This window comes from Psychrobacter sp. AOP30-A2-5, from assembly GCF_052378115.1.
Taxonomy (GTDB): Bacteria; Pseudomonadota; Gammaproteobacteria; order Pseudomonadales; family Moraxellaceae; genus Psychrobacter.
In genome coordinates this window covers 44,125-69,284 of record NZ_JBQSXK010000016.1, presented here as the reverse complement: position 1 = coordinate 69,284, position 25,160 = coordinate 44,125, and the positions used below count along the sequence as shown (strand labels likewise).

Here is a 25,160-nt window from a genome sequence, read left to right as displayed (position 1 = left end):
GTCTAAAGTAACAGTCCACAATAGTACAAAACTAATATTAGTATAACAAACGTAATGTAAAACACGATTAATATTTACTAAATAGAAGATATCTCCGCTAGCCCTGATAGTAGCGGTATCCTAACGCAGATGATGGCGCTGCGGACTATGCTGGGGTGGTCGCTCGAATGTTGGAACGCCACGAGACAACCTAGTCCGCACGCCATCGACAAGTTAGATACAAGCGGATAGCAGGATTGGCTACAGAAAATACTTATTCGTCAAAATCTATAACACTTTTCCTCTAAATCTCCATAAAAACTCCCCGCTACACCACAATATACAAGCATCCGAAACCATCCTTCCTACCACACCCCCATTGAATTCCAACCTTGCATCGGTAAGAATGGCAATCCCTATTGATAACACTCAATCTAGAAAATTCATTCGAGAAAAAGGATAGATAATGAAACTGCGCATCTTAAAATCTGCCGTGACCAACCCTTGGTTTAACCTTGCGACCGAGGATTGGATATTTAATACGCTCGACCCCGACTCGCACACGCTATTTTTATGGCGCAATAGCGAGACCGTGGTCATTGGGCGCTCGCAAAACCCATGGGTAGAATGCAAAATCGATAAGATGGAAGCCGACGAGGTGTTTTTGGCGCGGCGGCAGAGCGGCGGTGGCGCGGTGTTTCATGATTTGGGCAATACCAACTTTACCTTTTTATCGCCCAAAGATGACTACGACCAAGACGCGAACTTCACCATCATCATCAATGCGCTAAAAAAGTTAGGCATAGACGCGGATTTATCAGGTCGTAATGACATGCAAGTCGGTGATAAGAAAATATCAGGTAGCGCCTTTAAACATGCGGCGGATCGTAGCTTTCATCACGGGACATTACTCGTAAATGCCAACATGCAAAAGCTAGGCGATTATCTCAATCCGCATCCGCTTAAGCTGAAAGCAAAAGGCATTAAATCTGTCCGCGCTCGCGTCGCCAATTTGGTTGAGTTTAATGAAGACATCAATCACGAGACTTTATCCGAGGCAATTATCGAAGCGTTTTGTGAATACTATCGCGACAAAGATTATGGCGACACTACGCCAATAGAAGCGTTGGATGAAGCCAGTCTCGCGCAGCAGCCATCATTAAATAAATACTATGAGCAAATGGCAGATTGGGATTGGCGCTTTGGCAAGACGCCTGAATTTACCCATCATATTGAGACGCGCTTTGATTGGGGCATTATTGATTTGCATCTTGATGTGAAGCAGGCGGTGATACGCGAAGTGGTCATTTTCTCTGATGCGCTAAACGTTGAATTGATTGACCTGTTAAAAAACACACTGACTAACGTTAAATATAATAAAAGCGATATTAAAACCAAGCTCGATGAATTAGGCAAAGCGCATCCTGAGTTGGCAGCGCAGATTGATGACGTGTCTGTGTGGCTAATTGGAGAGATGGAAGGTTAGATTTTTGCTTGTTATTAACAATGAATAAAAGGACGCAATTTCCTTTTGTAGCCGATTGCTCAAATGCTTTTATGCTTTATGCTGATTGACCTTGCCGTATAAACCATGCCTTTAGATAAACTTAAGTTTGATATTTTGCGCTTTTGCCATCTATAATGTGATGCAAATAATAGATCCGCTATAAAAGTCCAAACTTTAAACGTTTAAGCAAGGTAGCACTATGGCAGCCTATATCACCGTCGGCGCAAAGACCTCTCACGGTGGGACGGTCATCTCCGGTTCACCGCACACCACTCATAACGGCATCCCTGTCGCGCGTAAAGGCGATAAAGTTATCTGTAAAAAATGCAAAAAGGTCACCACTATTGTTAGTGGTGATGCATCCTTTATCGTTGATGGTGCGCCTATTGCTCGCGGCGGTGATGTGACCAGCTGCGGCGCTAAGCTGATTGCGATTCAGCAGTCATTTGCGGAGTCTGACTTTGAGGTGGGCAGTATTGCGCAGGCAGCGCCTTTGCAGTTTCCGAAGTCGGATATGAGTAGTTCATTTGTAGAGAATGATGAGGAAGAACCTGAAGAGATTCACTTTGCTGTTGAAGTCCTTGAGCTCTATTCCGAAAATAACGCTAGCAATATCAAAGTCGATGAGTTTGATAGTGAAGGCAACTATTTAGGTAGTTACGACTTAGCAGATAACCCGAGTAATTTATCAGCAAATATCTCAGGATTTGGAGATTATAACCCCCATAACCCTAATGTGCAGTGGGATTCCACTGAAAATCGGATGATGTCTAAAAAGCAAAAATCTAAGAGCAATGGCGTTAACTCTAATCTTCCTTGGTATGAACAAGAAGGTAATCAAAACAAAGCAATGGCACTGGCAGATGAAGTTAGTAAAGGCATATCTGAAAGCTTAAATTCAACTGCAGAAGGGTACAAAGATAGAGGAAATAAATTAGTAAAAGACACAGTTGGTGTTGCTAAGCACACTAAAAATGCCATGGTTATTAATCTTGGTATTATAGAAGCTGGATTAAAGGATTTTCCCCAAAGAACTAAGGCCTCGGCAGCAACTGCCATGCTACGATTCGGTCAAAGATCGAACGTAGACTTTGTATATATAGCAGGTGGCGCAGGCGTTAAACATTTTGGTATTGATATAGGAATGTCTGTAAACGTTCATAACGGAAAAGTATATGAACCTGCAATCGCAAATGCTAATGTCAATACTAATAAGGCGCCATCCATTAGTGTTCAGGTAGGGGTTGGACGTATTATAAGTAGTAACATTAAAGATGACGCTAGAGCTACAGATGCCATCCTATCAGGTAAAGGACATTCATATTCTATTGAAGTTGGTCCAGCAACTGCTGCCATTGAAACGACTGATGATGGTACGACCTTTGCAGCAAGCGGTAGTGTTGGTAAAGGTTGGACCATTAAAGGTTCTAATGGCAGCTCTTCTATTGGTGCTAGTAAAGGCTCTACAAATATGGAAGAAGCAACTAACATGAAATACAACTCTGCAAGAAATATAATCAAGTATGTAGGAAAATAATCAGTGAAAATAAGAGGTGAAGAATACAAGTTATCCCATATCTTATTTATTGCTTTCGTTTTTGTTTTCTTCATATTATCTATTAAAACAGAACCGAACAAAGAGCTTGAAGTATATCGACAAGAACTAACAGAGAAGGAAGGTTGGTTGCTTTCCGAAATGAGTAAAATCGCGATCTTTCTAAACTTTGATGAAAGTGAGTATGATTATACTAACCGTGAGGTTTGGTTTTATTCTTGGTATTACGGTTACGACTTTAATGAAGGTAAATTATTAAGGCTAAAACATAGTCTGATCGAAAGAGGTTGGACAGATATGACTAATCGAATGGAAAAGCACGATTATACAGCTTTAGTTACAGTAAAATCTGATGAGATAGCTAAAAATATCCAAATCTTATGCAATGATAAAGCCACTATACTTTTGTATATGACAGATATGCAAAAAGACCCTGATTACAAGTCTACTAAAGTTAGAACACTGATTGAACTTCTCTATGACTATAGTTCACCTTGTTATGATTTGATTGAAGAACAGTATGAGAATTCTAGCGATATAGAACTAAATAATTAGTATCACTTTCTAAAATTTAATAACGAGAACATATAAAAAATAAACTGTTAAAAGGATATCTAATGTATCAAAGAAAAACTACTACTCTAATTAAGTCTTTACTATTAGCTACTTTATTATCAAATATATTAATCGTTTCTGCTTGTTCAGCGGAGTCATCAAACACTCCTATACTGTCAAATCAAAGCACTCCTGCTGAGATATACGAACTTGGCCTTGCCTACTATGAGGGTAACTCAGTTCCTCAGGATTATGAAAAATCTTTTAGCCTATTTAAAAGAGCTGCTGATCAAGATTATGCTCCTGCTAAATATGATCTCGGTACTATGTATTATGAAGGTATTGCTGTTGAGAAAGATTATAAAAAAGCATTTAAGTGGTTCCAACAAGCTGCTAACCAAGGGTATTCTAAAGCTCAATTCAATCTCGGTGTTATGTACCATGAAGGTATCACTGTTGAAAAAGATGATCTAAAAACATTTAAATGGCTTCAACGATCTGCTAACCAAGGGGACGCCGACGCTCAGCATCATATAGGCGTCATGTATCATGAAGGTATTGGTGTGGAACAAGATTATCAAAAAGCAATGCAGTGGTATCTATTAGCAGCTAACAATGGATCTTTTGACGCTCAAAATAATATTGGTAATTTTTACGAATACGGTTATGGTGTGACGCAAGACTATGACAAAGCTTTTGAGTGGTATACCAAAGCGGCTGACCAAGGACTAGATGTGGCACAACTTAATATTGGTGGTCTCTACGAGAATGGCTATGGCGTCCCTCAAGACTATGACACAGCTTTTGAGTGGTACAAAAAGGCTGCTGATCAGGGAAACCAAGAAGCAAGCAATCGAATAGGTAGATTGGTTATGAATGGTAAAATCGATGATACAGGTATCGTTATTTATAGCACCCAAGAAACTGGTCTCACATTAGGTGATATTGAAGATATGAGCCAATGATAATGACGAGCCAGATATCAACTTAGGTAACCTAACAGTCATATGTTTCGTGATACGTTATCTTAGACTTAATTATTTTTTCAATATGCTCAACAAATACTTTTGTCTCAGATCTACTATCTTCATCAATAATTAGCAGACCTCCTATCGAAGCATAGCAGACACCAAAAGACTTAGTGGGTAATAGATTAGTCCACTTAGATGAAATATCATTCTCTAGTTTTACAGTTTGCCAATAGTTCGATAAATAATAATCTCCTGTCATAGATTGCCACGTGCAAACTTCAGATTCAGTTATGATTGAGCTAACAAGTAATGGGGTTTGAAAAAGTATGTCTTTGTGCAGCCCATCAAATGCTCGGATAACGAAAGCCGCAGGATGGTTCGGAAACTCTTCTCTTTCCCTTGACCGTCGCATACTCTGTGCTTGCTGTGTCTGAAAAGATTGGATAGTGCTGATATCAACCTCGTCAGCCATTTTATACTCCACATCACGTATAGGCTTTGAATACAATGAATCTAAAAGCTCTACATCACTTAATGATATAGATAAACAGCCAATAATTCTTTCGTCGTCTTCCTCTCGTACGCCACCATACATGCTAACGCCAATGACACAATTATCAAATATCCATTCACAGTGTTCTACTACGTTGCCACTACAGTAATGGCTATCGGAGGAGTAGTTTGACTCTGATCCTAAATATGCTATTAGCTTTTTAATCACTGGTTGTCTATTAAATAGTTGTGCTGGGATGCTGATCCATATTGAATCTATCAATCGGTCATCATCTGCTGCACTAAAATGACAGTAAGCAACTTTAAGAGACCACATTTCAGACAATTTTATAGTGACTGTTTCAGGCATATAGTTTTCTTCATAAGAATGCGTTACCGTATCTTTTTCAGGAAGCTGAGCTTTTATATCAGATACCTTATCACCCCATTTAAAATTTACGTCACCAAATTGAAAGTGTTCCTTTCTCATACCTCTTAGCCTTTATCCAAATAGTAATTTAAAGATACTTATAGCTTTTTACGATCATCTATACACTGAGCAAGTCTATATTATCTAACAAAAAAAGCGGCAAGATAATCTATCTTGCCGCTCTCATTACTTCTGAACTAAACCTTAAATCGCTGCCGCAACCTCTGCCCCATCTCTTATGGCACGCTTAGCATCTAGCTCAGCCGCCAGTTTTGCGCCACCGATTAGATGGTATTGCGCATCTGGTGCATCACCGACATTTGGCATCAGCTCTACGACCGACTCTTGACCAGCACAGACCACAACGCTATCGACACGGAGCAGCTGGCTTTGACCTTGGTTATTGGTGATCCAAATACCCTCGGCTGTGATTTTATCGTACTGGGCGCCTGAGACTTGGATGACGCCATGTGATTTGACATGGGCGCGATGTACCCAGCCCGAGGTTTTATTCAGCCCACTGCCCAAGCGACCTTTGCTACGCTGCATCAAGTACACTTGGCGGATAGGTTTAATGGCTTCAGGCTTAATCAGTCCACCCTCAGTTTGATAGTTGGTATCATTAGTCACGCCCCACTCTTCACGCCATTCACTAACTGACTGCGCTTTTGGACGATAGCTTGGATCTTTTAGTAATTCAGGGCCTAGCTCATCAAGCGGCTGACCATGTTTGGCGGTCAGATATTCACTGACGTCAAAGCCAATACCGCCAGCACCGATGACGGCAACCGTATCACCAACTGATTTTTCACCAGAGAGTAATTCAGCATAGCTCATTACTTGTGGCAAATCCGCGCCTTCCAGCTTGCCAGCTAGGCTTCTAGGGACAACACCCGTTGCGACGATGACATGGTGGAATTTGGCTTTCTCAAGCATGGCTTTATCGACTTTGGTATTGAGTTTAATCTCAACGCCTAAGTGCTCAAGCTCATTGATATAGTAGCGAATGGTCTCAAAGAATTCTTCTTTACCAGGGATGACTTTGGCGTAATTAAACTGCCCGCCTAAGATGTCTTTTGCTTCAAATAACGTGACGTCATGACCACGTAGTGCGGCGACATGAGCGGCTGACATGCCAGCGACACCGCCACCGATGACGGCAACTTTTTTAGGTTTTTTGGTTTTCTTATAAACCAATTCTGTCTCATAACACGCTTGTGGATTGACCAGACAAGTCGAGCGTTTATTTTCAAAAGTATGATCGAGACAAGCTTGGTTACAGGCGATACAGGTATTAATACGATCGGCTTGACCATCTTTGGCTTTATTGACCCAATGGGCATCGGCTAAAAATGGACGCGCCATTTGAATCATATCCGCCTGACCACTAGCCACGATTTCTTCTGCCGTTTCTGGCATATTGATACGGTTGGCCGCCATCATTGGGATACTGATGTGCTTTTTAATTTCAGCAGTGAAATCTACAAAAGCGGCACGCGGTACGCTGGTGACAATCGTCGGTACACGCGCTTCATGCCAGCCGATACCGGTATTCATGATGGTCACGCCCGCTTCTTCTAGCGCTTTGGCAACGGTAATAACTTCGTCCATCACGTTGCCGTCTTTGACCAGATCAATCACTGACAAGCGGAATAAAATGATGAAATCTTCACCAGCAGCTTCGCGTACGGCTTTGACGACATCGACCGCCAGCTTCATACGACCTTGAATATCACCGCCGTATTCGTCGGTACGTTGATTCACATGACGCGATAAAAACTGATTGAGCAAATAACCTTCTGAGCCCATGATTTCCACACCGTCATAACCCGCTTGCTTGGCAAGTTTAGCCGAACGGGCATAATCCTTTACCGTTTGTTCGATGTTTTTAATGCTCATCTTACGCGGCTTAAAAGGTGAAATTGGTGATTTTATTGGACTAGAGGAGACAACAAATGGATGATAGCCGTAACGACCGCTGTGCAAAATTTGCATGATGATTTTGCTGTCATATTTATGCGCCGCACGGGTCACTCGTTGATGGTTAATCACGTCCGCTTTGCTATTCATGGTACCACCAGCAGGGAGCAACCACCCTTCACGATTGGGCGAAATACCGCCCGTAATCATCATCGCCACGCCACCTTTGGCACGTTCAGCAAAATACGCCGCTAGTTTGCCGTAGTTATAAAAACGGTCTTCAAGACCCGTATGCATTGAGCCCATGACCATGCGATTTTTCAGTGTGGTAAAGCCCAAGTCTAATGGCTCAAATAAATGCGGATAGTGTTCATTGGTGCTAGCAGTCTCAATGGTATTGGCAGTGCGGCTGGCGGACATATCATTTTCCTTATGAATGGTTTGTGGAAATGCTTATTAAAGCTGGCCGGGCTTTTTAAAAGTTAAGATTTTTAAAAATGAGGCTTTTAGAAATAGTTAAGCGATAGGATTTAACATCACTAGTATCGTAACACACCGCTATTATCATCAGCTATGCAGACAAGCGACTGATGAGTGAACACTATGTGCATTAGGCTAATTGATCATGTGATTCAATATAAGCAAGCGCTAAAAACATACTCGCTTTTCACAGAGCATTGTCTATAATGGACGAACAAATATTTACCGTGAGTCACCTATCGGCGAGTTGCTACAAGGAAGGTCAGCAAAAATATTAATAGCTTAGCAAGCAGTGATAAATAGCGAAGCCAACTTTATAGCAGGTTTGTAGCGTATTCACCGAATTATAACAGCAAGATAAAGGACTATCCCCATGACAGACTTCCACACAGGTCTCGGCAAAAATGCTGCCAACCATCAACCGCTTACCCCTATCGACTTTATTATCCGTAGTGCTCAGGTCTATCCCGATAAAACTGCCATCATTTATGACGATTTAGAACACAATAACCTCATGCAAACGTGGCAACAGACTTATGACCGTTGTCGTCAATTGGCGGATGGGCTACGCAAATTAGGCATCGATAAAAATGACACTGTCGCAGTCATGATGCCAAACACCCCAGCGATGATCGAGTGCGCTTTTGGTGTACCGATGTCAGGCGGGGTACTTTGCACCCTTAATACCCGTCTTGATATCAACGCCCTGACCTTTTGCCTACAACATTCTGAAGCCAAAGTGTTGATTCTAGACAGCGAGTTTGCTGAACATGCTGAAATTATCGATGAAGCCTTTCCTAATCTAATCGTGATTCATGCGACCGATGCGGCGCTCGATATTGAACGTTTTGGGCAAATGAGCTACGAAGCATTAATCACCAGCTCAGACAGTTTGGATAATTGGGAAAAGCCACTCGATGAATGGGATGCTATCGCGCTCAACTATACCTCTGGCACGACGGGTAAGCCAAAAGGCGTGGTCTATCATCATCGCGGCGCGACACTCAACGCTGTCTCCAATATTTTAGATTGGGATATGCCCAAGCACCCGATGTATCTATGGACACTGCCATTATTTCATTGTAATGGTTGGTGCTTTCCGTGGACGATTGCCGAACGTGCGGGCGTTAACGTCTGCTTGCGCAAGATTGACGCTGATTTGATTTTGCAGCTGATTGCCAAATATAAAGTCACGCATTATTGCTCAGCGCCTGTGGTGCATAATATGATTGCTGGCGGCAAGCCTGAATATAAAGACGCCATCAATCATGGAGTCAAAGGCTGGGTCGCTGGTGCGCCGCCATCTGAAACCATGCTCGCCGCCATGGAAGCAATGGGCTTTCATATCTCGCACGTTTACGGTCTTACCGAAGTCTATGGTCCGGTCACCGTCTGCGCTGAGCAGCAAGAATGGGATGAGCTGGATATCGCTGCTCGTGCGCAAAAGAAATCACGTCAGGGTGTAACGTCACATTTGATGACTGGCTTTGAGCTATTTAAACAAGGCACCACGGAGCCAGTTGCCGCGGATAGCGAAGAAATGGGCGAGCTAGCATTGCGCGGTAACATGGTAATGAAAGGTTATCTAAAAAGCCGTAAAGCGACCGAGGAAGCCTTTGCTGACGGTTGGTTCCGTACTGGTGATTTGGGCATTAAATATCCTGATGGTTATATAAAAATCATGGACAGGCTTAAAGACATCATCATCTCAGGTGGCGAAAATATCTCTAGTATCGAAGTCGAAAACGTTTTATATAAAATGCCAGAAATCCAAAGCTGCGCTGTCGTCGCCGCGCCGCACGATAAATGGGGCGAAGTGCCCGTCGCCTTTATCGAGATTCATGAAGGTAGCACCTTGCAGCGCGACCATGTGATGGAACATTGCAAGCAGCATTTGGCGGGCTTTAAAGTACCCAAATATATTATCTTTGCTGAAATCCCAAAGACCAGCACCGGTAAAGTGCAAAAATTTGAGCTGCGTCAAGCGGCCAAGTCATTAGCACACGAAATGCCAAAAGTAACGGCAAGCGCCAAGTAAGACTTTATCATTAAGCCTTAATAATACGGAAGTATCGTTAATATTAATGAAGCATCATTGATAAAAAAGGGTCAGTCTAATACATTTAGGCTGACCCTTTTATTGCGCTAAAAAAACCAAGCCAATGTTAATTAAGCTTAGGTTCTAGCCACTGATACACCAACATCCCGACTATCATCGCTGGGATAAAGACATAAGCCTGCCATTGTCCTGTACCAAGCAGCACAATACCAGGTCCTGGGCAAATACCAACCAAACCCCAACCGATGCCGAATAGCATCGCGCCAATCAGCAGTTTTTTATTAATGGTGGTTTTGGTTGGCATCTCAATTGATGACCCAATCCAACTGGTTTTTTGACGCTTAGCCAACTGCACGCCAACTATCGCCACCATTAGACCGCCACCCATTACCAGTGCCAGAGAAATATCCCATGCACCAAAGACGTCCAAAAAGCCTTGTACTTTAATAGGATCGGTCATGCCTGATATCAGCAGTCCAAAGCCAAATAATAACCCTGCCAGTAATCCAATTATATTTTTTAGCATGTTTTTTCTCGCACCTAATGTGTTAATCCAAGCGGTTGTAACCATCCGATATAAACAATAGTCATCGCTATCTTCGCAACGTACTGTCTATGTGGTTTTTAAATCAAACCCAAGACATGACGACCAATATAAACGGTCAAAATACCAAACAACATAAAGGTCACCGTCGCCGCCATCGAACGTGGCGACAGTCGCGCATTACCGCAGATACCATGCCCACTGGTGCAACCTGAACCCAAACGTGTCCCAAAACCAACCAGTAATCCTGCCCCAATAAGCAGTGGCAAAGAGCTACTAACCTCTATATCGGGCAACGGTTTTACCAGACCATAAAATAATGGCGAGATAACAAGACCAAGTATGAATAACACCTGCCACATCTCGACGCGCTTGGGCTTAAGAAGACTTGAGAAAATACCACTAATACCCGCAATACGACCAATACCCAATAGCAAGATGACCGTTGCAACGCCCAGCATCAGCCCGCCTACCAAGGAAATTGGCGTAAAGGCCTGCCAATCTATTTGTATACTCATAATATTTACCTAAGCCAATTTTTATCAAAACAGTTTTGAATATCGCTTTACATAAATACATTATATTATAAAATATAATAAATAGGTAAAAAAATACTGAACCCTCGTTACACGGGCTCAGTATTCTTTTTACTTAAAGAACATCTTACGAGATAAAGATATTATTTCGCCAACACTTCATCAAGTGCAGTTTCAAAACGCTGTACCGCTCCGTCTACATCAGTCAATTTATCTAGACCAAATAAACCTAAGCGGAACGTTTTAAAGTTATCTGGCTCACCAACTTTTAGCGGTACACCAGCAGCGATTTGCATGCCTGTTTCGGCAAACGCACTGCCTTTATGCATATCATCACGATCGGTGTAAGCAACCACGACGCCTGGCGCTTCAAAACCTTTTGCCGCAACGCTTTCAATGCCTTTGGCTGCTAATACTTCGCGAATACGGTTGCCCAATTGCCACTGCGCATCACACAATGTATCAAAGCCTATCTCTTTTGACTCTAAAATAGTATCGCGGAATTGACGTAAGCTATCGGTTGGCATGGTGGCATGATAAGCGTGACCGCCATTTTCATAGGCACGCATGACATTTAACCACTGCTTTAAGTCTAAGCTAAAGCTATCTGATTCTGTATTGTCTACTTTTTCGATTGCCGCAGCGCTTAGCATGACTAAGCCTGCACACGGAGTGCTGCTCCACCCTTTTTGCGGGGCGCTGATGAGAACGTCAATACCCAAGTCTTTCATATCCAACCACACACAACCTGAAGCGATACAATCAATGACCAATAAACCGCCAACGCTATGTACAGCCGCGCTTAGCGCTTTGATATAGTCTGATGATAAAATAATACCCGATGAGGTTTCGACGTGCGGCGCAAAGACCACTGCTGGCTTCTCTGCTTTAATTTTAGCAACGGCTTCATCGATATCAACGGGGGCAAATGGTTTTGGTGACTCACCCTCTTCACGATGTGCCGTCAATACCGTAGACGACTTGGCGATTTTGCCTTTTTCCAAAATTTGCGTCCAGCGATAGCTAAACCAACCGTTACGAATAATGAGACAATCTTCATCATTGGCCAATTGGCGCGCAACGGCTTCCATTCCATAAGTACCAGCACCGGGTACAATGACCACTGCTTCGGCGTTATACACGGATTTTAGGTCGCTAGATAGGTCATTCATCACTTGTTGAAAGACTTTTGACATGTGGTTTAAGGCGCGGTCAGTATAGACCACTGAGTATTCTAATAAGCCGTTTGGATCAATATCTTGACGTAATGCAGTCATAGGAAGCTCCTAGTTTATAGTTAGATAGTTTAATTTTTCTCAAGCATTGGCTATAGCAAAATCCAGATACTCTCTTAAACCAACCTGCCTTAATAACGCTAACCAATCTAGACACCTACTGTTCGCCAACTTAGCCAAATAATGCTTCTAATTAGATAACATGGGTGTGAAATAACGTTTTTGTTAAATAATATGGCTATCAAATAGCATTGCTGACCAATAGCATAGTCGTTAGATTGCATAGCAGCTAGATACTACTATGGGTAGTATTAACTGAATATTAATATGGGGTAATAGTCGAGAGCATGACGCAGGGTTGACGATATAGCACTTTATCCTAGCGCTATTGCCGTTGGTGATTGTGTTTTGCACGCCGTGTTTTTATTGATTTTAGACAAATCCGTACAGAACAGGTGCGCCATTTATAGGGGCTACGCGGTGGTAGGCTAATAATGGTCACTAACAACTGATGAGATGAATAGGCATCAAGCGAGAACATATACACTAAGGTTTTGGAGAATAACCGCTCGCGTATAACAAAAGATTATCATCACTTAATATATTCATAACAGCTTGATATTAGCACTGATAATGCAGGTTGACAACGATATGTTTGCGCAATAATAAGGTTTGCGCCACTTACGTTTTTTTGATCAGTCAATAATAACTATCGACGTCCGCGATGAGCCTCTTGCAGCCCAGATACTACAAAGTCTAGCAGTTCACTATCCCCTTCACGGGCAGCCTTGCGCATAAGCTTCGATGGTGCGTGGGTTAGCGTCTGCGTCAAACGGCGTGACAGCTCAATGATAATATCTTCAGGGCTGGCATTATCCTGTTGTAGCTTGGCAATGGATTCATGCAGGAGTTTATCTACTTGGTCCTGCGTATGCGCGCGATACTGCTGAATGTCTTTACCGACTTGGCGTACTTGAAAGCTGCGATCCATCTCAACGACTAATTGGCTAACGAGCAGTTCGGCATCGACTGCTGCTTGCCTACGCTGTTCGATATTTCCAGCGATCACGTGTTGTAAATCATCGACAGAGTAGAGATAAACATCATCGATACGACTAATGGTCGAGTCAATATCGCGCGGTACGGCTAAGTCAATCATCAACATGGGCTGATAACGACGATGTTTCAGCGCCCGCAAAGTCATGGTTTTATCGATCAACACATCCATACTACCGCTACAGCTACTAACGATGTCTGCTTCTGCTAAAACTTGTGGTAACTCTTGCAAAGGTCTGACTTCTACCAAGTGACCTGCGCGGCGCAGCTCCACTGCCAGCGCTTCAGCGCGCTCAGGGTTGCGGTTGCAAATAATCACGCGACCTACACCAAGCCCAGCAATGTGGGTGGCAACCAAACGGTTCATCTCGCCTGCCGCGACCACCAGCAATGTGCGACTGGGCAAATCATCGAATATTTGCGTCACCAATTTGGCGGCCGCATAACTAAGCGATACTGCTTGAGCACCCACTTGGGTCTCGTTACGTACGCGTTTGGCAGCAGCAAATACTTGATCGATAATCCAGCCAAGCTGATTACTCAGGGCTTTTTGTTCTTGCGCGAGCTGTACTGAGCGCTTGATTTGACCGAGTATCTGCGGCTCACCCAATATCATAGAGTCAAGCCCTGCGGCGACCCTAAGCCAATGGGTCAGCGCATGAGTATCACGGTGCACATAAAGATAGGGATCAATCTCAGACAGTGACAACTGCTTAAAGTCAGCAAGCCACGCTTTAATTTTTAAGATATGATCACTAATGGCCGCCGAAGATGTCTGAGCACCGACCGCGCCATTGGCAGACATAGAGGGAACATCTTGCGATTCTACTAGCTGCGGCACAAGCGCATAGATTTCCGTACGATTGCAAGTAGAAACAATCACACTGCCATCAGTAAAGGCCTCTAATTGTTTGAGCGCGATATTCACATCGTCACCCACAAGCGCCAAGCGCTCTCTTAGAACGACTGGTGCAGTTTTGTGATTGACCCCAATGACCACTAATCTCATTATTGATAGACCATAAACATGACGCTCACCTGCCAGCCCACGCTATCTCATTATTTTTAAAAGACAGTTGTAGACGACAGCGCTGGAAGGAAGACTCTAAAAGCCGCTTATTATATCATTATTGCCAGCTTTAATTAACACTCAGCTATCGATGATAGCTATTTGCTTGTATCTGGGCACATGAGTAACAAATCAACTACCGATACGATTGTTAAAACCAATATCTATGTTTTAACGAGCGCTTATAGAAATGGATAGAAATCATTCGCTTACTTGACGTTAACTTGTTATATTTTCACAATATTTAGGCTAATATTTACAACCAATGAAAGACCCCGTTGATACAGGTTATTGGCCAGTCCTACTTTGTTAGCAAAGATTTGGTAGAGCGGCTGCTATTAATAACGGAGTAACACGGGCACTATTGTTTATCCCATCAGTCTGCTTTTATAATGTCAGACATGGGTACTCGTTACCAATAATTAGTTTAAAATGATTAAAATAAAATTGTCTTATCGATATAGATGAACAATGGGCGAATACGGTTATCTATGATTTTTTTTGGGTCATTATTTCGATCACAACTTGCACATGACGACCAATCTAATCTGCGCGCGCTATTGCATGCGGTTATCGAACGTCTGTGCCAACGTTATAAGCTAACCTTGTCGTTAGCCTTTTGCTTATGCTTAGGATCATCTTCCGTTCATGCCAGTCGTCCTGATATCTCGCTAGAAACCAACGTACCCAAAATATCCATTGCTGATAAGAACGACAAGGCATTCAGTAGCGACGGCATTGATAATAGCCGCTCAACGCTACCAGCAATTGCTCCTGCCAATACACAACCAATAGGAAATGTCGCCAATATTAATGGGCTAGCGCCAACTACCTTGTGGCAACCTGAACTCAAAGAGCCTAGCCTGTATGCGCTGCTTGATGCAGAATTCGCAGCAGATCGCGGTGATAGACAACGAGCGATTACCATCTATAAACAGCAAGCATTTAAAGAAGATGCAACTGCCGTATTTGAAAGAGCGCTCAGCCTTTCTTTACGCACTGAAAGGGTTGAGAAATCGTTACAATTTGCCAAGTCATGGCAAGACCAAAATCCGGATCACGTGCCTGCTTGGTTTTATGTGGCGCATTTGGCCCTGCGAGCACACGATTATCTGTTAGCTGGTGAAACCTTGAATCGTATTTTGCTTTATGATCCTCGAGCGGACTTAAGCGAAATCCTTATCGGTATCTATCCAAACAATGATGAAGACAAACGTGAATTACTTGCCGCTTTGCAACCACTAGATAGCGAGCAGAATGCCTCATTGTCGGTATTGAAAGCAGGGTTGCTTTACCAATTTAACGAGCCTGAGATTGCCATTGTCCATATCAATCGGGCGCTAGAACGCCAGCCTGACTATGTACCTTTTATTACGCTAAAGGCAGACATACTGCGCAAAATCGTCACGGCTGAAACCGTCGTCAATTATGTGAGCCAAGCACGCCTGCGTAATCCCGATAGTAAAAGTCTCTATCTGTACGAGATTCGCTACTTACTTGACTTAAAGCAAAGCCAAGAAGCGTGGCAGTTATTGCTGGATGCCCATAGTCGCTTTGCTGATGATGCCGAGATTACTCTGTTGGCTGCGTTGGTGAGCTTAGACATCGAAGAATATAACAGTGCCGATGAGCTACTCAACATGCTCGCAAAAAACCCCGCTTACCTCGATCAAGCTTATTATTATCTTGGTATCAGTGCCGAGCGTCAGCAGCACTTTGACCAAGCCAAATACTATCTCAACGGTGTCATGCAAGAAGACTTGGTATTAGAGGCTCGTAGAAAAGTAGTGGCTTTTGAATTGCTCAACGGCGATGTAGATGCGGCGATTGCTACTTTAGAAAAATTGCGTAAAGACTTTAACGTCTTTGCGCCAGATACCTTTGTGCTACAAGCCGATATTTTATGGCAGCAAAATGAGTCCGAAGAAGCCCTGCGCCTACTAACCAAAGCTGCTCGCAAGTATCCTGATAATGAGATGCTCTTGTTTGCACGCGCCCAGCTCCTTGACGACAAAGACGACTATATCGTTAAGCGTACCTTGCTCAATCATCTGCAAGCACTTGACCCAACCAACCTCTCCTACCAGCTCAGTTACGCGCAGTTATTGCTAGCCAATGAACGCAGCTCTGAACAAGGATTGGCATTGGCTACCGCCATCATTCAAATTCGCTATGATGACCCACGTTATGACAATGAGCTGCACCTGCAAGCGCTGAATGTGCTGGCTGGCAATGCATTGGCCAATGAAAACTACCAACAAGTCATCGACTACCTGCAAACCCCTTACGATGTGTTTCCTACCTTGCGCTCTGGCAGCTTACTGCTGCGCGCTTATCAAGGTTTAGGTAACAATGAAAAAGTCGAGGCATTACTCGCAGACTTGCAGCAGCGCTTCTCATTTGGGCAACACAATATCAATGACCGCATACAGCTTTACTGACCCGCCGTTTTACAGTGGACAAATCGTTGCGTGCTATGATTACAAGGCACTCATAAGATACTAACAGCCACGCATAACTGAGTAACATACAACCATTAAGCTAATCTATTTTCGAAACAATGATTTCGTAAATTTGTCTATCTTTGAGGAAACATCATGTCAGTATTGGTCCATGCTAATAAGCCTAATAAATTGGCGCTATTCGCTGCCGTGACAACCGCGCTCGTCATCATGTCTGGTTGTCAATCACTAAAAACAGCCAACGCTACTAACCAACCCAGCACGACTTTACAAGGTCAAAACGCTGAGCCACCGCAAAAGCTTGAGAACTTTAATATCACTGGCAAAATCGGTGTAACGATGCCCGCCAATGACACCACAGGCACTCAAGGTGGTAGTGCGTTCTATGCATGGGGGCAGCAGAATGATCGCTTTGCCATTGAGCTGATCGGTGCGCTCGGTATTGGTAAAACCAACATCGAGTATAATGGTCAAACCGCCACTTTAGTCAGCGAAAAAACAGGTACCTTAACTGCTGATGATCCTGAGACTTTGCTCAAAAAGGCCACAGGATGGCAAGCGCCTATTTCACAAATGCCCTATTGGATATCTGGTCGCCCGGCGCCTTCCGATAGCGCACCACAGCTCGATGATCAGAATCGTTTAATCAGCTCAGTCAATGGTGAATGGACCGCAAGCTTCACCTATAAAGGGTCTGATAAATTACCAAATAAAATCAGTGCTGTGCTGCCACAAGGCAATAAGGTAGTAATGACGATCAATCATTAAGACGTCATTGAATGATGAATAAATATAGTTGAATTCAAATGATTCCGATACAAGGAAGCCTAGTGCAAGCTATACATAGGTATGGTTAGCGAAGCTGACGATGTAGCGGATTTGTATGAACTTGACTATAACTATCAGATCGTCAATATTTATTAAAATAGCTGTCTATGGCTGATCATTATGGCGAAAAGTTATAATTAAAAACTATCACTGAGAACAATCATTAAGAACTATGATTAAAAACCTAGCCGCTACGCCTACTTCCACCATCACCCGCTTATCACCGGCAAAGATTAATCTGTTTTTGCACATTACTGGCAAACGGGCTGACGGCTATCATAATTTACAAACCGTTTTTCGCTTGCTCGATTGGGGCGATTATTTGCATTTTTCAGTCACGGATGATGTGGTGATTTCTACGGTAGATAATGCCTTAGATGCCAATGAGCTCTGTCACCAACTTGTAATATTGGCTGGTGCAGAGACTATAACTGCCGATATAGAAGACAACTTAATTTTTAAAGCAGCGCGTGTATTGCTAGCGTCTGCCATACAGTCAAACACTCTACCTGAGCAGTTAGCACAAGTGCATATCGCTTTAGATAAGCATTTACCGATGGGTGCAGGCTTGGGTGGCGGCTCATCCAATGCTGCGACGACTTTACTTGCACTTAACGAGATTTGGCAGCTAAAATTGACTCAAGATGAGCTGATAAAAATTGCTGCCACTATTGGCGCAGATGTGCCGATTTTTATCTTTGGGCAAGATGCGATTGCGATGGGTATTGGAGATCAGTTAACTGCAATCAAGTTGCCCGACCAGCAATATTTAGTATTGACGCCCAATGCTCACGTTAATACTGCCAAGCTGTTCGCGCATCCCAAGCTACAACGAGATATCGCTGTGCTATCGGTTGAGACAATTAAAAATAAACAAGCTGACTATGTACAAACTCTGACCACGCCCTATCAAAATGTCTTTACGCCAGTGGTGACCAGTCTTGCTCCTGCCGTCAGCGCAGCATTACGTTACTTACAAGGATTAGAGGCGCAAGCACTCGGCACAGCACGAATGACCGGCTCTGGTAGCGCAGTGTTTTTACCTTTGGATGCGAGCGTGGTTACTGACAAAGCACTTTTAGAAAAGTGGATTGAAGAGGCGCCTTGTTCTGCCTATTTAGTTCGTAATCTATGAGTTAGATTTGAGCTGTAGTGCGAAGATAAAATGATTATAGATACAACGTAAAGCGTTTTATTGACCCAATATTCGTTTTGTTTTTAACCTATTTTTCAATAAACGCCATAAAAAGCCGCAAATGACTTGCAAATTCTGAAAATTTAATTATAATAGGTCGCCTCAATAGGGGTATAGCCAAGTTGGTAAGGCATCAGGTTTTGATCCTGACATCCGTTGGTTCGAGTCCAGCTACCCCTGCCATTTTTTAGTACGAAGCGTTTGATATGCAGTGATCATAGGTGGTTTATAAATAGCCGCTTATCTTATTGACATTGACAACGTCATCCCAGTTTCGGTATAGTTCGCAATGAACACCGCTAGGGAAAGTTATGTTTTAAATGGTTTATCCGTTTATAATATAGCGAACAGGTCGTGACGCTATTCTAACAATGGCTTTTATTAAAAGTTACTATTAGATATCGACGTACACAGCTTAGACATTACAGGGGTATAGCCAAGTTGGTAAGGCATCAGGTTTTGATCCTGACATCCGTTGGTTCGAGTCCAGCTACCCCTGCCATTTTTTACTGTAATAGTAGTCATCAAAACTTTTCACCACTCTTTTCTGAATTTGAGCAGTTTGACACTGCTTAGCGGTCGCTGCTTGAGTCAATCAATAGGACTTCTGTCATGCCTTATTTGGCGATTTTTACGGGTAATGCCCACCCTGAATTAGCAAAAACCGTAGCCGATCATCTCCATATACCTCTTGGTAAAGCTGACATCACGCGTTTTTCTGATGGCGAAATCGCCGTAGAAATCAAAGAACACGTGCGCGGTAAAGACGTGTTTATCATGCAGCCAACTTGTGCACCAACCAATGACAATTTGATGGAAATCATGATGATGGCCGATGCGCTGCGTCGCTCTAGTGCGGGTCGCATCACAGCAGTCATGCCCTACTTCGGTTATGCCCGTCAAGACCGTCGCCCTCGTTCAGCTCGTGTGCCTATCTCTGCTAAAGTCGTCGCTGACATGCTAAACATCGTGAGTATCGATCGCGTGATGACGGTTGATTTGCACTCAGATCAGATTCAAGGCTTCTTTGACATTCCTGTAGACAATATCTACGGCACGCCTGTATTGCTTAACGACCTACAAAAACAAGATTACGACAACATCATGGTTGTTTCACCTGATGTGGGCGGCGTGGTGCGTGCGCGTGCTATGGCTAAACAGTTGGGCGATACTGACATGGCGATTATCGATAAACGCCGTGCCCGTGCCAATGAGTCGCAAGTCATGCACATCATCGGCGATGTTCGTGACCGTGATTGCGTCATCGTTGATGACATGGTTGATACCGCAGGTACGCTATGTAAAGCAGCTGAAGCATTGAAAGCAAACGGTGCACGTCGCGTATTGGCTTATATTACGCACCCTGTCCTATCAGGCAACGCACTACAAAATATCAGCGAATCTGCACTAGACGAAGTCGTTGTTACCGATACGATTCCATTGTCTGAAGCGGCAAAAGCCTGTAGCAAAATCCGCCAAGTGAGTATCGCACCGATGCTTGCTGAAAGCTTACGCCGTATCAATAACGAAGAATCTATCAGCGCCATGTTTGACGCTTAGACTTTTAATGAGCACTCGCTCTACTTTCTGTTAGCAATGCTCGTTATAAAACACTGCTTAAGTTTAAAAAAAAGCGTCAAGTATCTTTACTTGACGCTTTTTTTGCCTATTGGTGCTGCACAGTCATTTTGCGTAGGTCTTTATTATTACTACAAAATCACGTATAATGCGCGCCTGTGCCAACCATTTGTTCGATTTAATTAGGTTGGCATTCTCAAAAGTGCTGATCATGCCCAAAAGTAACGATTGTCATGATAATGACTATCCAAAAAATCGTTATGATGAGCAAATGGCTACATTTATCAATTGTGAATTTTATTAGTAATCATAAATGTTAGCTATCATCACGTATTAGTGGATTGGTCGCAAATCCACTTTTTTATGACCAGACACTTCATCATTCTTTTTATAGGATTATATCCATGAGCATTAATCATTTTGAACTAAACGCTGTTGATCGTTCTGCTGAGCAACAAGGTAAAGGTGCGAGCCGCCGCCTACGTAAGCAGAACCTAGTTCCTGCTATCATCTATGGTGGTAACGAAGAGCCAACGTCTATCTCTATCAAGATCAACGAGCTAGTAAAGTCACTTGAATTCGAAGCGTTCTTCTCACACATTTTGACAATCAATGTTGATGGCGTAGAGCATCAAGCGGTTATCAAAGACTTGCAACGCCATCCAGCTAAAGGCTTCCCAATGCATGCTGATTTCCAGCGCGTTGTGAAAGGTCAGAAAATCAACATGAACGTTCCTGTGCATTTTGCTGGTCGTGAAGAAGCGCCTGGTACTAAAGCTGGTGGTGTTCTATCAACGCTAGTATCTGATATCGAAATCGTTTGCCTACCATCACAATTACCTGAATACCTAGAAATTGACGTATCAGGCATGGAAATCGGTGATCTATTCCGTCTATCAGACATCAAACTGCCTGAAGGCGTTATCATCTTTGATCTTGACATGGAAGATGCTCACGACCGTACTATCGTTAACATGCAGCCACCAACGGTTGAAGAAGTTGACGCAGACGCTGAAGAAGTTGATGCTGCCGACGTACCTGCGACTGAGCAAGGTACTGAAGACAAAGACGGCGAATAATAAACCACAGTTACATAGAGCACGCAATCTAGCGTCTGCTATGTAATACAAGGTTTGTTTAGTCAAAAAACAGCAGGTGATAAATATCTCCTGCTGTTTTTGTAAGTAAGGTTTGAAAAATAACAGATATGCTATGAATAAATAGCATAATCGCAAACCTTATGCCTCATTTATTCAATTTAAGCAGGGTGTTTTTATGGCCATAAAGCTTATTGTCGGTCTTGGTAATCCTGGTCAGCAGTATATGTTTACACGTCATAATGCAGGGTTTTGGTTTGTCCATCACTTGGCTCAGCAGTTCAACATTACCCTCTCTCATGATAAAAAGTTTCATGGAATCACAGGACGTGGGCAGATTCATGGGCATGACGTACGTCTATTGATGCCGCTCACCTTTATGAATAAGTCTGGTCAGTCAGTGGTGCCGATGGTGAAGTTTTATGGCATTGAAAATGATGAGTTACTGATTGCTCATGATGAGCTCGATATTCCAGCTGGCAGCATCAAACTTAAGACGAATGGCGGTCATGGCGGTCATAATGGTCTGCGTGATATCACCCCTCATATCGGCAACGACTTCCATCGTTTGCGTATTGGTATTGGTCATCCTGGTCATAAGTCTAAAGTTAGTGGTCATGTGCTCTCAAAAGCTGCGCCCGATGAGCAAATTGCCATTGATAGCGCTCTGACAGCAGCGTTTGAGGCGCTACCATTATTACTAAATGGCGATATTGAAAAAGCACGTTCACAAATTAATGGCTTCAAATTGCCAGAATAAAATCATGCTGTAACCATAACAGCCTTTTATTTTAGCAAATTATCCCCCATTAACCTTTTGATTTGAATCATTAATCTCAGTTACGCTAAGGAAGCAACCTATGCTACTTAATATGCTTAAATGCAAATTACACCGTGCTCGCGTCACCCATGCCGAACTTCATTACGAAGGCTCATGCGGTATCGATGGTGATTTATTGGATCTTGCTGGTCTGCGCGAAAATGAGTCTATCGATATCTACAATGTGACCAATGGCAAGCGCTTTCGCACCTACGCTATCCGCGCTGAAGCGGGTTCTGGTATCATCTCGCTAAATGGTGCGGCGGCTCACATGGCAGATTTAGGCGACATCGTTATCATCTGTGCCTATGCTCATTTTGATGAAGTAGAAGCGGCAACCTACCAGCCAAAACTGGTGTATTGCAACGAAGACAACACCGTAAAAGACACAGCAAACATCATTCCGGTACAAGTGGCTTAAAGCACCAGAACACCGAAGATTTTTGGATAAAGCAAGGATAAACAATCGACTAAGCTGTTGAAGTTATTCTTATTATCCAACCAAAACCGCTATGCTAATATGAGAGCTGAATCTCCATTCTGATTCAGCTTTTTTTATGCCATTTTTATATGGCAAATTCACATTTTATACCACTCTTAAAAGATGAAGTCGTCAGAAAAATAAATGTCAGCGCTATGTTTTTAAGCTAAATGAATTTGGCACGGCTAAGCGTATTTTTAGGTTTGGTATTAACACTAAAAGGAAACAAACTGATGTGGTTGGCAGTTATTGCAGTATTGATCGGACTAGCTATTCTTGTTTGGAGTGCAGACCTTTTTGTTGATGGCGCCACTGCCTTAGCAAAAAAATTCAACGTCCCTAGTTTCTTAATAGGTGTGTTGATTTTGGGTGTCGGTACATCCGCCCCTGAGATGGTCGTGTCAGTATTGGCGGCACTAGAAGGCAGCCCTGATTTGGCATTAGGCAACGCTTATGGCTCAAACATCATCAATATTGCGCTGGTATTGGGTGCAACCGTATTGATTAGCCCTATTATCATTCGTAAGGGCATTATCAAGCGTGATTTACCTCTATTGGTATTGATTACTATGGTCGCCGCATGGCAGCTGCGTGATGGGCAATTAGACCAAGCAGATGCGATTGTGTTGATAGCGCTGCTGGTCGTGACTTTAGGCATTCAGATTGTACTAAGCTTACGTGAAGGCAACCATGAGCACGAAGGAGAACCCATAGCAGAAAGCATCGATGCTGAACATATCGAGCAAACCCTAACACGGGGGCTCATCAGCTTAGTTATCGGCATGGTTTTACTGGTCATTAGCTCGCGAGCTATAGTTTGGGGTGCAGTAGAATTGGCAACGCTGTGGGGCGTGAGCGAACTGGTGATTGGATTGACGATCGTTGCTGTGGGGACCTCGTTACCTGAGCTGGTATCGAGCTTATCTGCCGCCCGTAAAGGCGAACACGACATGGCACTGGGTAATATTATTGGCTCTAATATATTTAACACCTTAGGCGTCGTTGGTCTCGCAGCGCTTATAGCGCCAATCACAGTCAGTCCAATTATCTTATCACGCGATATAGTGGCGATGGGATTGGTCACCTTGTTACTTGTGGTATTGTGCGGTTTTGCCTTTATGAGTAAGCGTCCATTCGGACGTACCTCTGGCGCGACATTGATGCTGTTCTTTGTCGGCTATACTTTATGGCTGATACAAACCGTCAACCTGTAACGCTTAGAGTGTATTAACAGACCTAAAAATGCATGAACAGACTATGGCGATGATAATGTGGTTTATTTTCCTTGCTTGCGATTTCTAATCACCCGCCATAGTCCTTCATTCTCTGTTTTTGGCATTTTTAAGGTAATGGTATTCGATAGCATATCTTGCACTGCGAGACCACGTGGGTTAAAGAGGCAAAAAGCATAGTTAAAGACAAAGCCCAAAAAGGCACTGGTCAACAGAACAGCACGTGAGCCATCGATGACACTACCAATGATACCAAATATAAGTGGCATAATACTGGCCGCTACAATCCGCTTAAATGACTGTCCCCACGTTAGCAAATGACCATTACTATTGACCGTCTTTAACCGCCAAGTCTGCATACCTAATGTCTGTCCACCGCGACGCCAAAATATCCCATAGAATCCTACTAACGTCAGTATAAAAGACGGCGTCATAATCACGTTTTGATACCACGTTGGCAGCGACTGCGCTTGTGACGACTCGCTACCCGTCTCCATCGTGATAAGTGTACCAATCACGGTTAGCAGGGTACCGACCAAAAACAACAACGCTAAAATTAACATACCATCATAGAGAATGGCTGCCATACGGGTGCCAGGTTTAGCAATCGTTAGCTCTTCACTTTCAGCGGCATGATATGCTGATGCTTTAGTTTTAGTTTGAGCAGCAGATTTGGTAGGTCGTTTAGGTAAACTCTTTGACATGGTACAAGCTCATAGCAAGCAGTGAATAATGACTCTATTGTACCGTAATTCACTGTCTTATCGTACATTATCCTAAGATGCCGTAAGTCATATAACAATGTGGTATAACCATGTCGTATGACTCATCAGCTCATAAGACTATCACACAGAAATTGCAGACATAAAAAAATCGCCAAATTGTCATAAGACAGGCGATTATTTTAAGGTTTCTTTAACTGGGTTAAAGAAGTGATGATGCAAATGGTGCGCTTGGAGAGATTCGAACTCCCGACCCCTTAGTTCGTAGCCAAGTGCTCTATCCAACTGAGCTACAAGCGCGTACTTTGCACATCATTTACTGCGTTGTTAAGAAACAATTGCAGCAAATTAGGTTGG

General features: G+C 43.2%; 20 protein-coding genes and 3 tRNA genes. 15 read left to right on the top strand and 8 right to left on the bottom strand.

What is annotated here, in order from left to right:
• Positions 1 to 445 precede the first annotated feature (445 nt).
• From ACT3S4_RS11310 to ACT3S4_RS11295, 4 genes are all read left to right on the top strand, one after another.
• The gene (locus ACT3S4_RS11310; RefSeq protein WP_444761083.1) at positions 446 to 1,465 is read left to right on the top strand and encodes a lipoate--protein ligase; all 1,020 of its coding nucleotides are present in this window, start codon (positions 446 to 448) and stop codon (positions 1,463 to 1,465) included.
• Between the two features lie 220 nt (positions 1,466 to 1,685).
• Positions 1,686 to 3,023, top strand: coding sequence for a PAAR domain-containing protein (locus ACT3S4_RS11305; RefSeq protein ID WP_444761082.1), 1,338 nt, complete (start codon positions 1,686 to 1,688; stop codon positions 3,021 to 3,023).
• A gap of 3 nt (positions 3,024 to 3,026) precedes the next feature.
• Positions 3,027 to 3,596 (top strand): hypothetical protein, encoded by a 570-nt coding sequence (locus ACT3S4_RS11300; RefSeq protein ID WP_296240910.1) that lies wholly within the window; start codon positions 3,027 to 3,029, stop codon positions 3,594 to 3,596.
• A gap of 62 nt (positions 3,597 to 3,658) precedes the next feature.
• The gene (locus ACT3S4_RS11295; protein WP_444761081.1) at positions 3,659 to 4,561 is read left to right on the top strand and encodes a tetratricopeptide repeat protein; all 903 of its coding nucleotides are present in this window, start codon (positions 3,659 to 3,661) and stop codon (positions 4,559 to 4,561) included.
• A gap of 31 nt (positions 4,562 to 4,592) precedes the next feature.
• Here the strand turns inward: ACT3S4_RS11295 and ACT3S4_RS11290 are convergent, their stop codons facing one another.
• Both ACT3S4_RS11290 and ACT3S4_RS11285 read right to left on the bottom strand, forming a co-directional pair.
• Positions 4,593 to 5,549 (bottom strand): hypothetical protein, encoded by a 957-nt coding sequence (locus tag ACT3S4_RS11290; RefSeq protein ID WP_444761080.1) that lies wholly within the window; start codon positions 5,547 to 5,549, stop codon positions 4,593 to 4,595.
• Between the two features lie 144 nt (positions 5,550 to 5,693).
• Positions 5,694 to 7,829: an FAD-dependent oxidoreductase gene (locus ACT3S4_RS11285; RefSeq protein WP_444761079.1), complete on the bottom strand. Its 2,136-nt coding sequence runs from the start codon at positions 7,827 to 7,829 to the stop codon at positions 5,694 to 5,696.
• A 433-nt stretch (positions 7,830 to 8,262) separates the two neighbouring features.
• Here ACT3S4_RS11285 and ACT3S4_RS11280 point away from each other — a divergent pair, with 433 nt between their 5' ends.
• The gene (locus ACT3S4_RS11280) at positions 8,263 to 9,927 is read left to right on the top strand and encodes an AMP-binding protein (protein WP_444761078.1); all 1,665 of its coding nucleotides are present in this window, start codon (positions 8,263 to 8,265) and stop codon (positions 9,925 to 9,927) included.
• A gap of 127 nt (positions 9,928 to 10,054) precedes the next feature.
• Here the strand turns inward: ACT3S4_RS11280 and ACT3S4_RS11275 are convergent, their stop codons facing one another.
• The 4 genes from ACT3S4_RS11275 to hemA all read right to left on the bottom strand — a co-directional run bounded on the left by ACT3S4_RS11275 (position 10,055) and on the right by hemA (position 14,328).
• Entirely contained in the window at positions 10,055 to 10,474 is a 420-nt protein-coding gene (locus ACT3S4_RS11275) for a DUF6691 family protein (RefSeq protein WP_193216839.1), read from the bottom strand.
• A gap of 98 nt (positions 10,475 to 10,572) precedes the next feature.
• Complete coding sequence (locus ACT3S4_RS11270; RefSeq protein WP_193216838.1) at positions 10,573 to 11,010, bottom strand: YeeE/YedE family protein; 438 nt, start codon at positions 11,008 to 11,010, stop codon at positions 10,573 to 10,575.
• A gap of 161 nt (positions 11,011 to 11,171) precedes the next feature.
• The gene (locus ACT3S4_RS11265) at positions 11,172 to 12,305 is read right to left on the bottom strand and encodes an aminotransferase class V-fold PLP-dependent enzyme (protein WP_193216837.1); all 1,134 of its coding nucleotides are present in this window, start codon (positions 12,303 to 12,305) and stop codon (positions 11,172 to 11,174) included.
• 667 nt (positions 12,306 to 12,972) lie between these two features.
• Positions 12,973 to 14,328 carry a glutamyl-tRNA reductase gene (hemA, locus tag ACT3S4_RS11260; RefSeq protein ID WP_444761077.1) on the bottom strand — a complete coding sequence of 452 codons (1,356 nt, stop codon included), beginning with the start codon at positions 14,326 to 14,328 and terminating at the stop codon, positions 12,973 to 12,975.
• Between the two features lie 551 nt (positions 14,329 to 14,879).
• On the opposite strand from hemA, the gene ACT3S4_RS11255 reads away from it, so the two are divergent.
• From ACT3S4_RS11255 to ACT3S4_RS11210, 10 genes are all read left to right on the top strand, one after another.
• The gene (locus ACT3S4_RS11255) at positions 14,880 to 16,829 is read left to right on the top strand and encodes a tetratricopeptide repeat protein (RefSeq protein ID WP_444761076.1); all 1,950 of its coding nucleotides are present in this window, start codon (positions 14,880 to 14,882) and stop codon (positions 16,827 to 16,829) included.
• A 156-nt stretch (positions 16,830 to 16,985) separates the two neighbouring features.
• Entirely contained in the window at positions 16,986 to 17,618 is a 633-nt protein-coding gene (gene lolB / locus ACT3S4_RS11250; RefSeq protein ID WP_444761075.1) for a lipoprotein insertase outer membrane protein LolB, read from the top strand.
• A gap of 232 nt (positions 17,619 to 17,850) precedes the next feature.
• Positions 17,851 to 18,813, top strand: coding sequence for a 4-(cytidine 5'-diphospho)-2-C-methyl-D-erythritol kinase (gene ispE / locus ACT3S4_RS11245; RefSeq protein ID WP_444761074.1), 963 nt, complete (start codon positions 17,851 to 17,853; stop codon positions 18,811 to 18,813).
• Between the two features lie 167 nt (positions 18,814 to 18,980).
• A tRNA-Gln gene (locus ACT3S4_RS11240) sits at positions 18,981 to 19,056 on the top strand.
• 243 nt (positions 19,057 to 19,299) lie between these two features.
• A tRNA-Gln gene (locus ACT3S4_RS11235) sits at positions 19,300 to 19,375 on the top strand.
• Positions 19,376 to 19,485: 110 nt separating this feature from the next.
• On the top strand, positions 19,486 to 20,433 hold the full coding sequence (locus ACT3S4_RS11230) for a ribose-phosphate pyrophosphokinase (protein ID WP_045452669.1): 948 nt from the start codon (positions 19,486 to 19,488) through the stop codon (positions 20,431 to 20,433).
• 422 nt (positions 20,434 to 20,855) lie between these two features.
• Positions 20,856 to 21,530, top strand: coding sequence for a 50S ribosomal protein L25/general stress protein Ctc (locus ACT3S4_RS11225; protein ID WP_045443278.1), 675 nt, complete (start codon positions 20,856 to 20,858; stop codon positions 21,528 to 21,530).
• 196 nt (positions 21,531 to 21,726) lie between these two features.
• Positions 21,727 to 22,308, top strand: coding sequence for an aminoacyl-tRNA hydrolase (gene pth, locus ACT3S4_RS11220; protein WP_045443276.1), 582 nt, complete (start codon positions 21,727 to 21,729; stop codon positions 22,306 to 22,308).
• A gap of 100 nt (positions 22,309 to 22,408) precedes the next feature.
• Positions 22,409 to 22,789, top strand: a complete 381-nt coding sequence (gene panD, locus ACT3S4_RS11215; RefSeq protein ID WP_045443274.1) for an aspartate 1-decarboxylase — start codon at positions 22,409 to 22,411, stop codon at positions 22,787 to 22,789.
• A gap of 293 nt (positions 22,790 to 23,082) precedes the next feature.
• A complete protein-coding gene (locus ACT3S4_RS11210; RefSeq protein ID WP_444761073.1) occupies positions 23,083 to 24,063 on the top strand; it encodes a calcium/sodium antiporter in 981 nt (326 codons plus the stop codon).
• A gap of 62 nt (positions 24,064 to 24,125) precedes the next feature.
• Here ACT3S4_RS11210 and ACT3S4_RS11205 read toward each other — a convergent pair whose 3' ends face one another.
• Together ACT3S4_RS11205 and ACT3S4_RS11200 are read right to left on the bottom strand one after the other, a co-directional pair.
• Complete coding sequence (locus ACT3S4_RS11205; protein ID WP_444761072.1) at positions 24,126 to 24,785, bottom strand: RDD family protein; 660 nt, start codon at positions 24,783 to 24,785, stop codon at positions 24,126 to 24,128.
• Between the two features lie 241 nt (positions 24,786 to 25,026).
• A tRNA-Arg gene (locus tag ACT3S4_RS11200) sits at positions 25,027 to 25,103 on the bottom strand.
• Positions 25,104 to 25,160 lie beyond the last annotated feature (57 nt).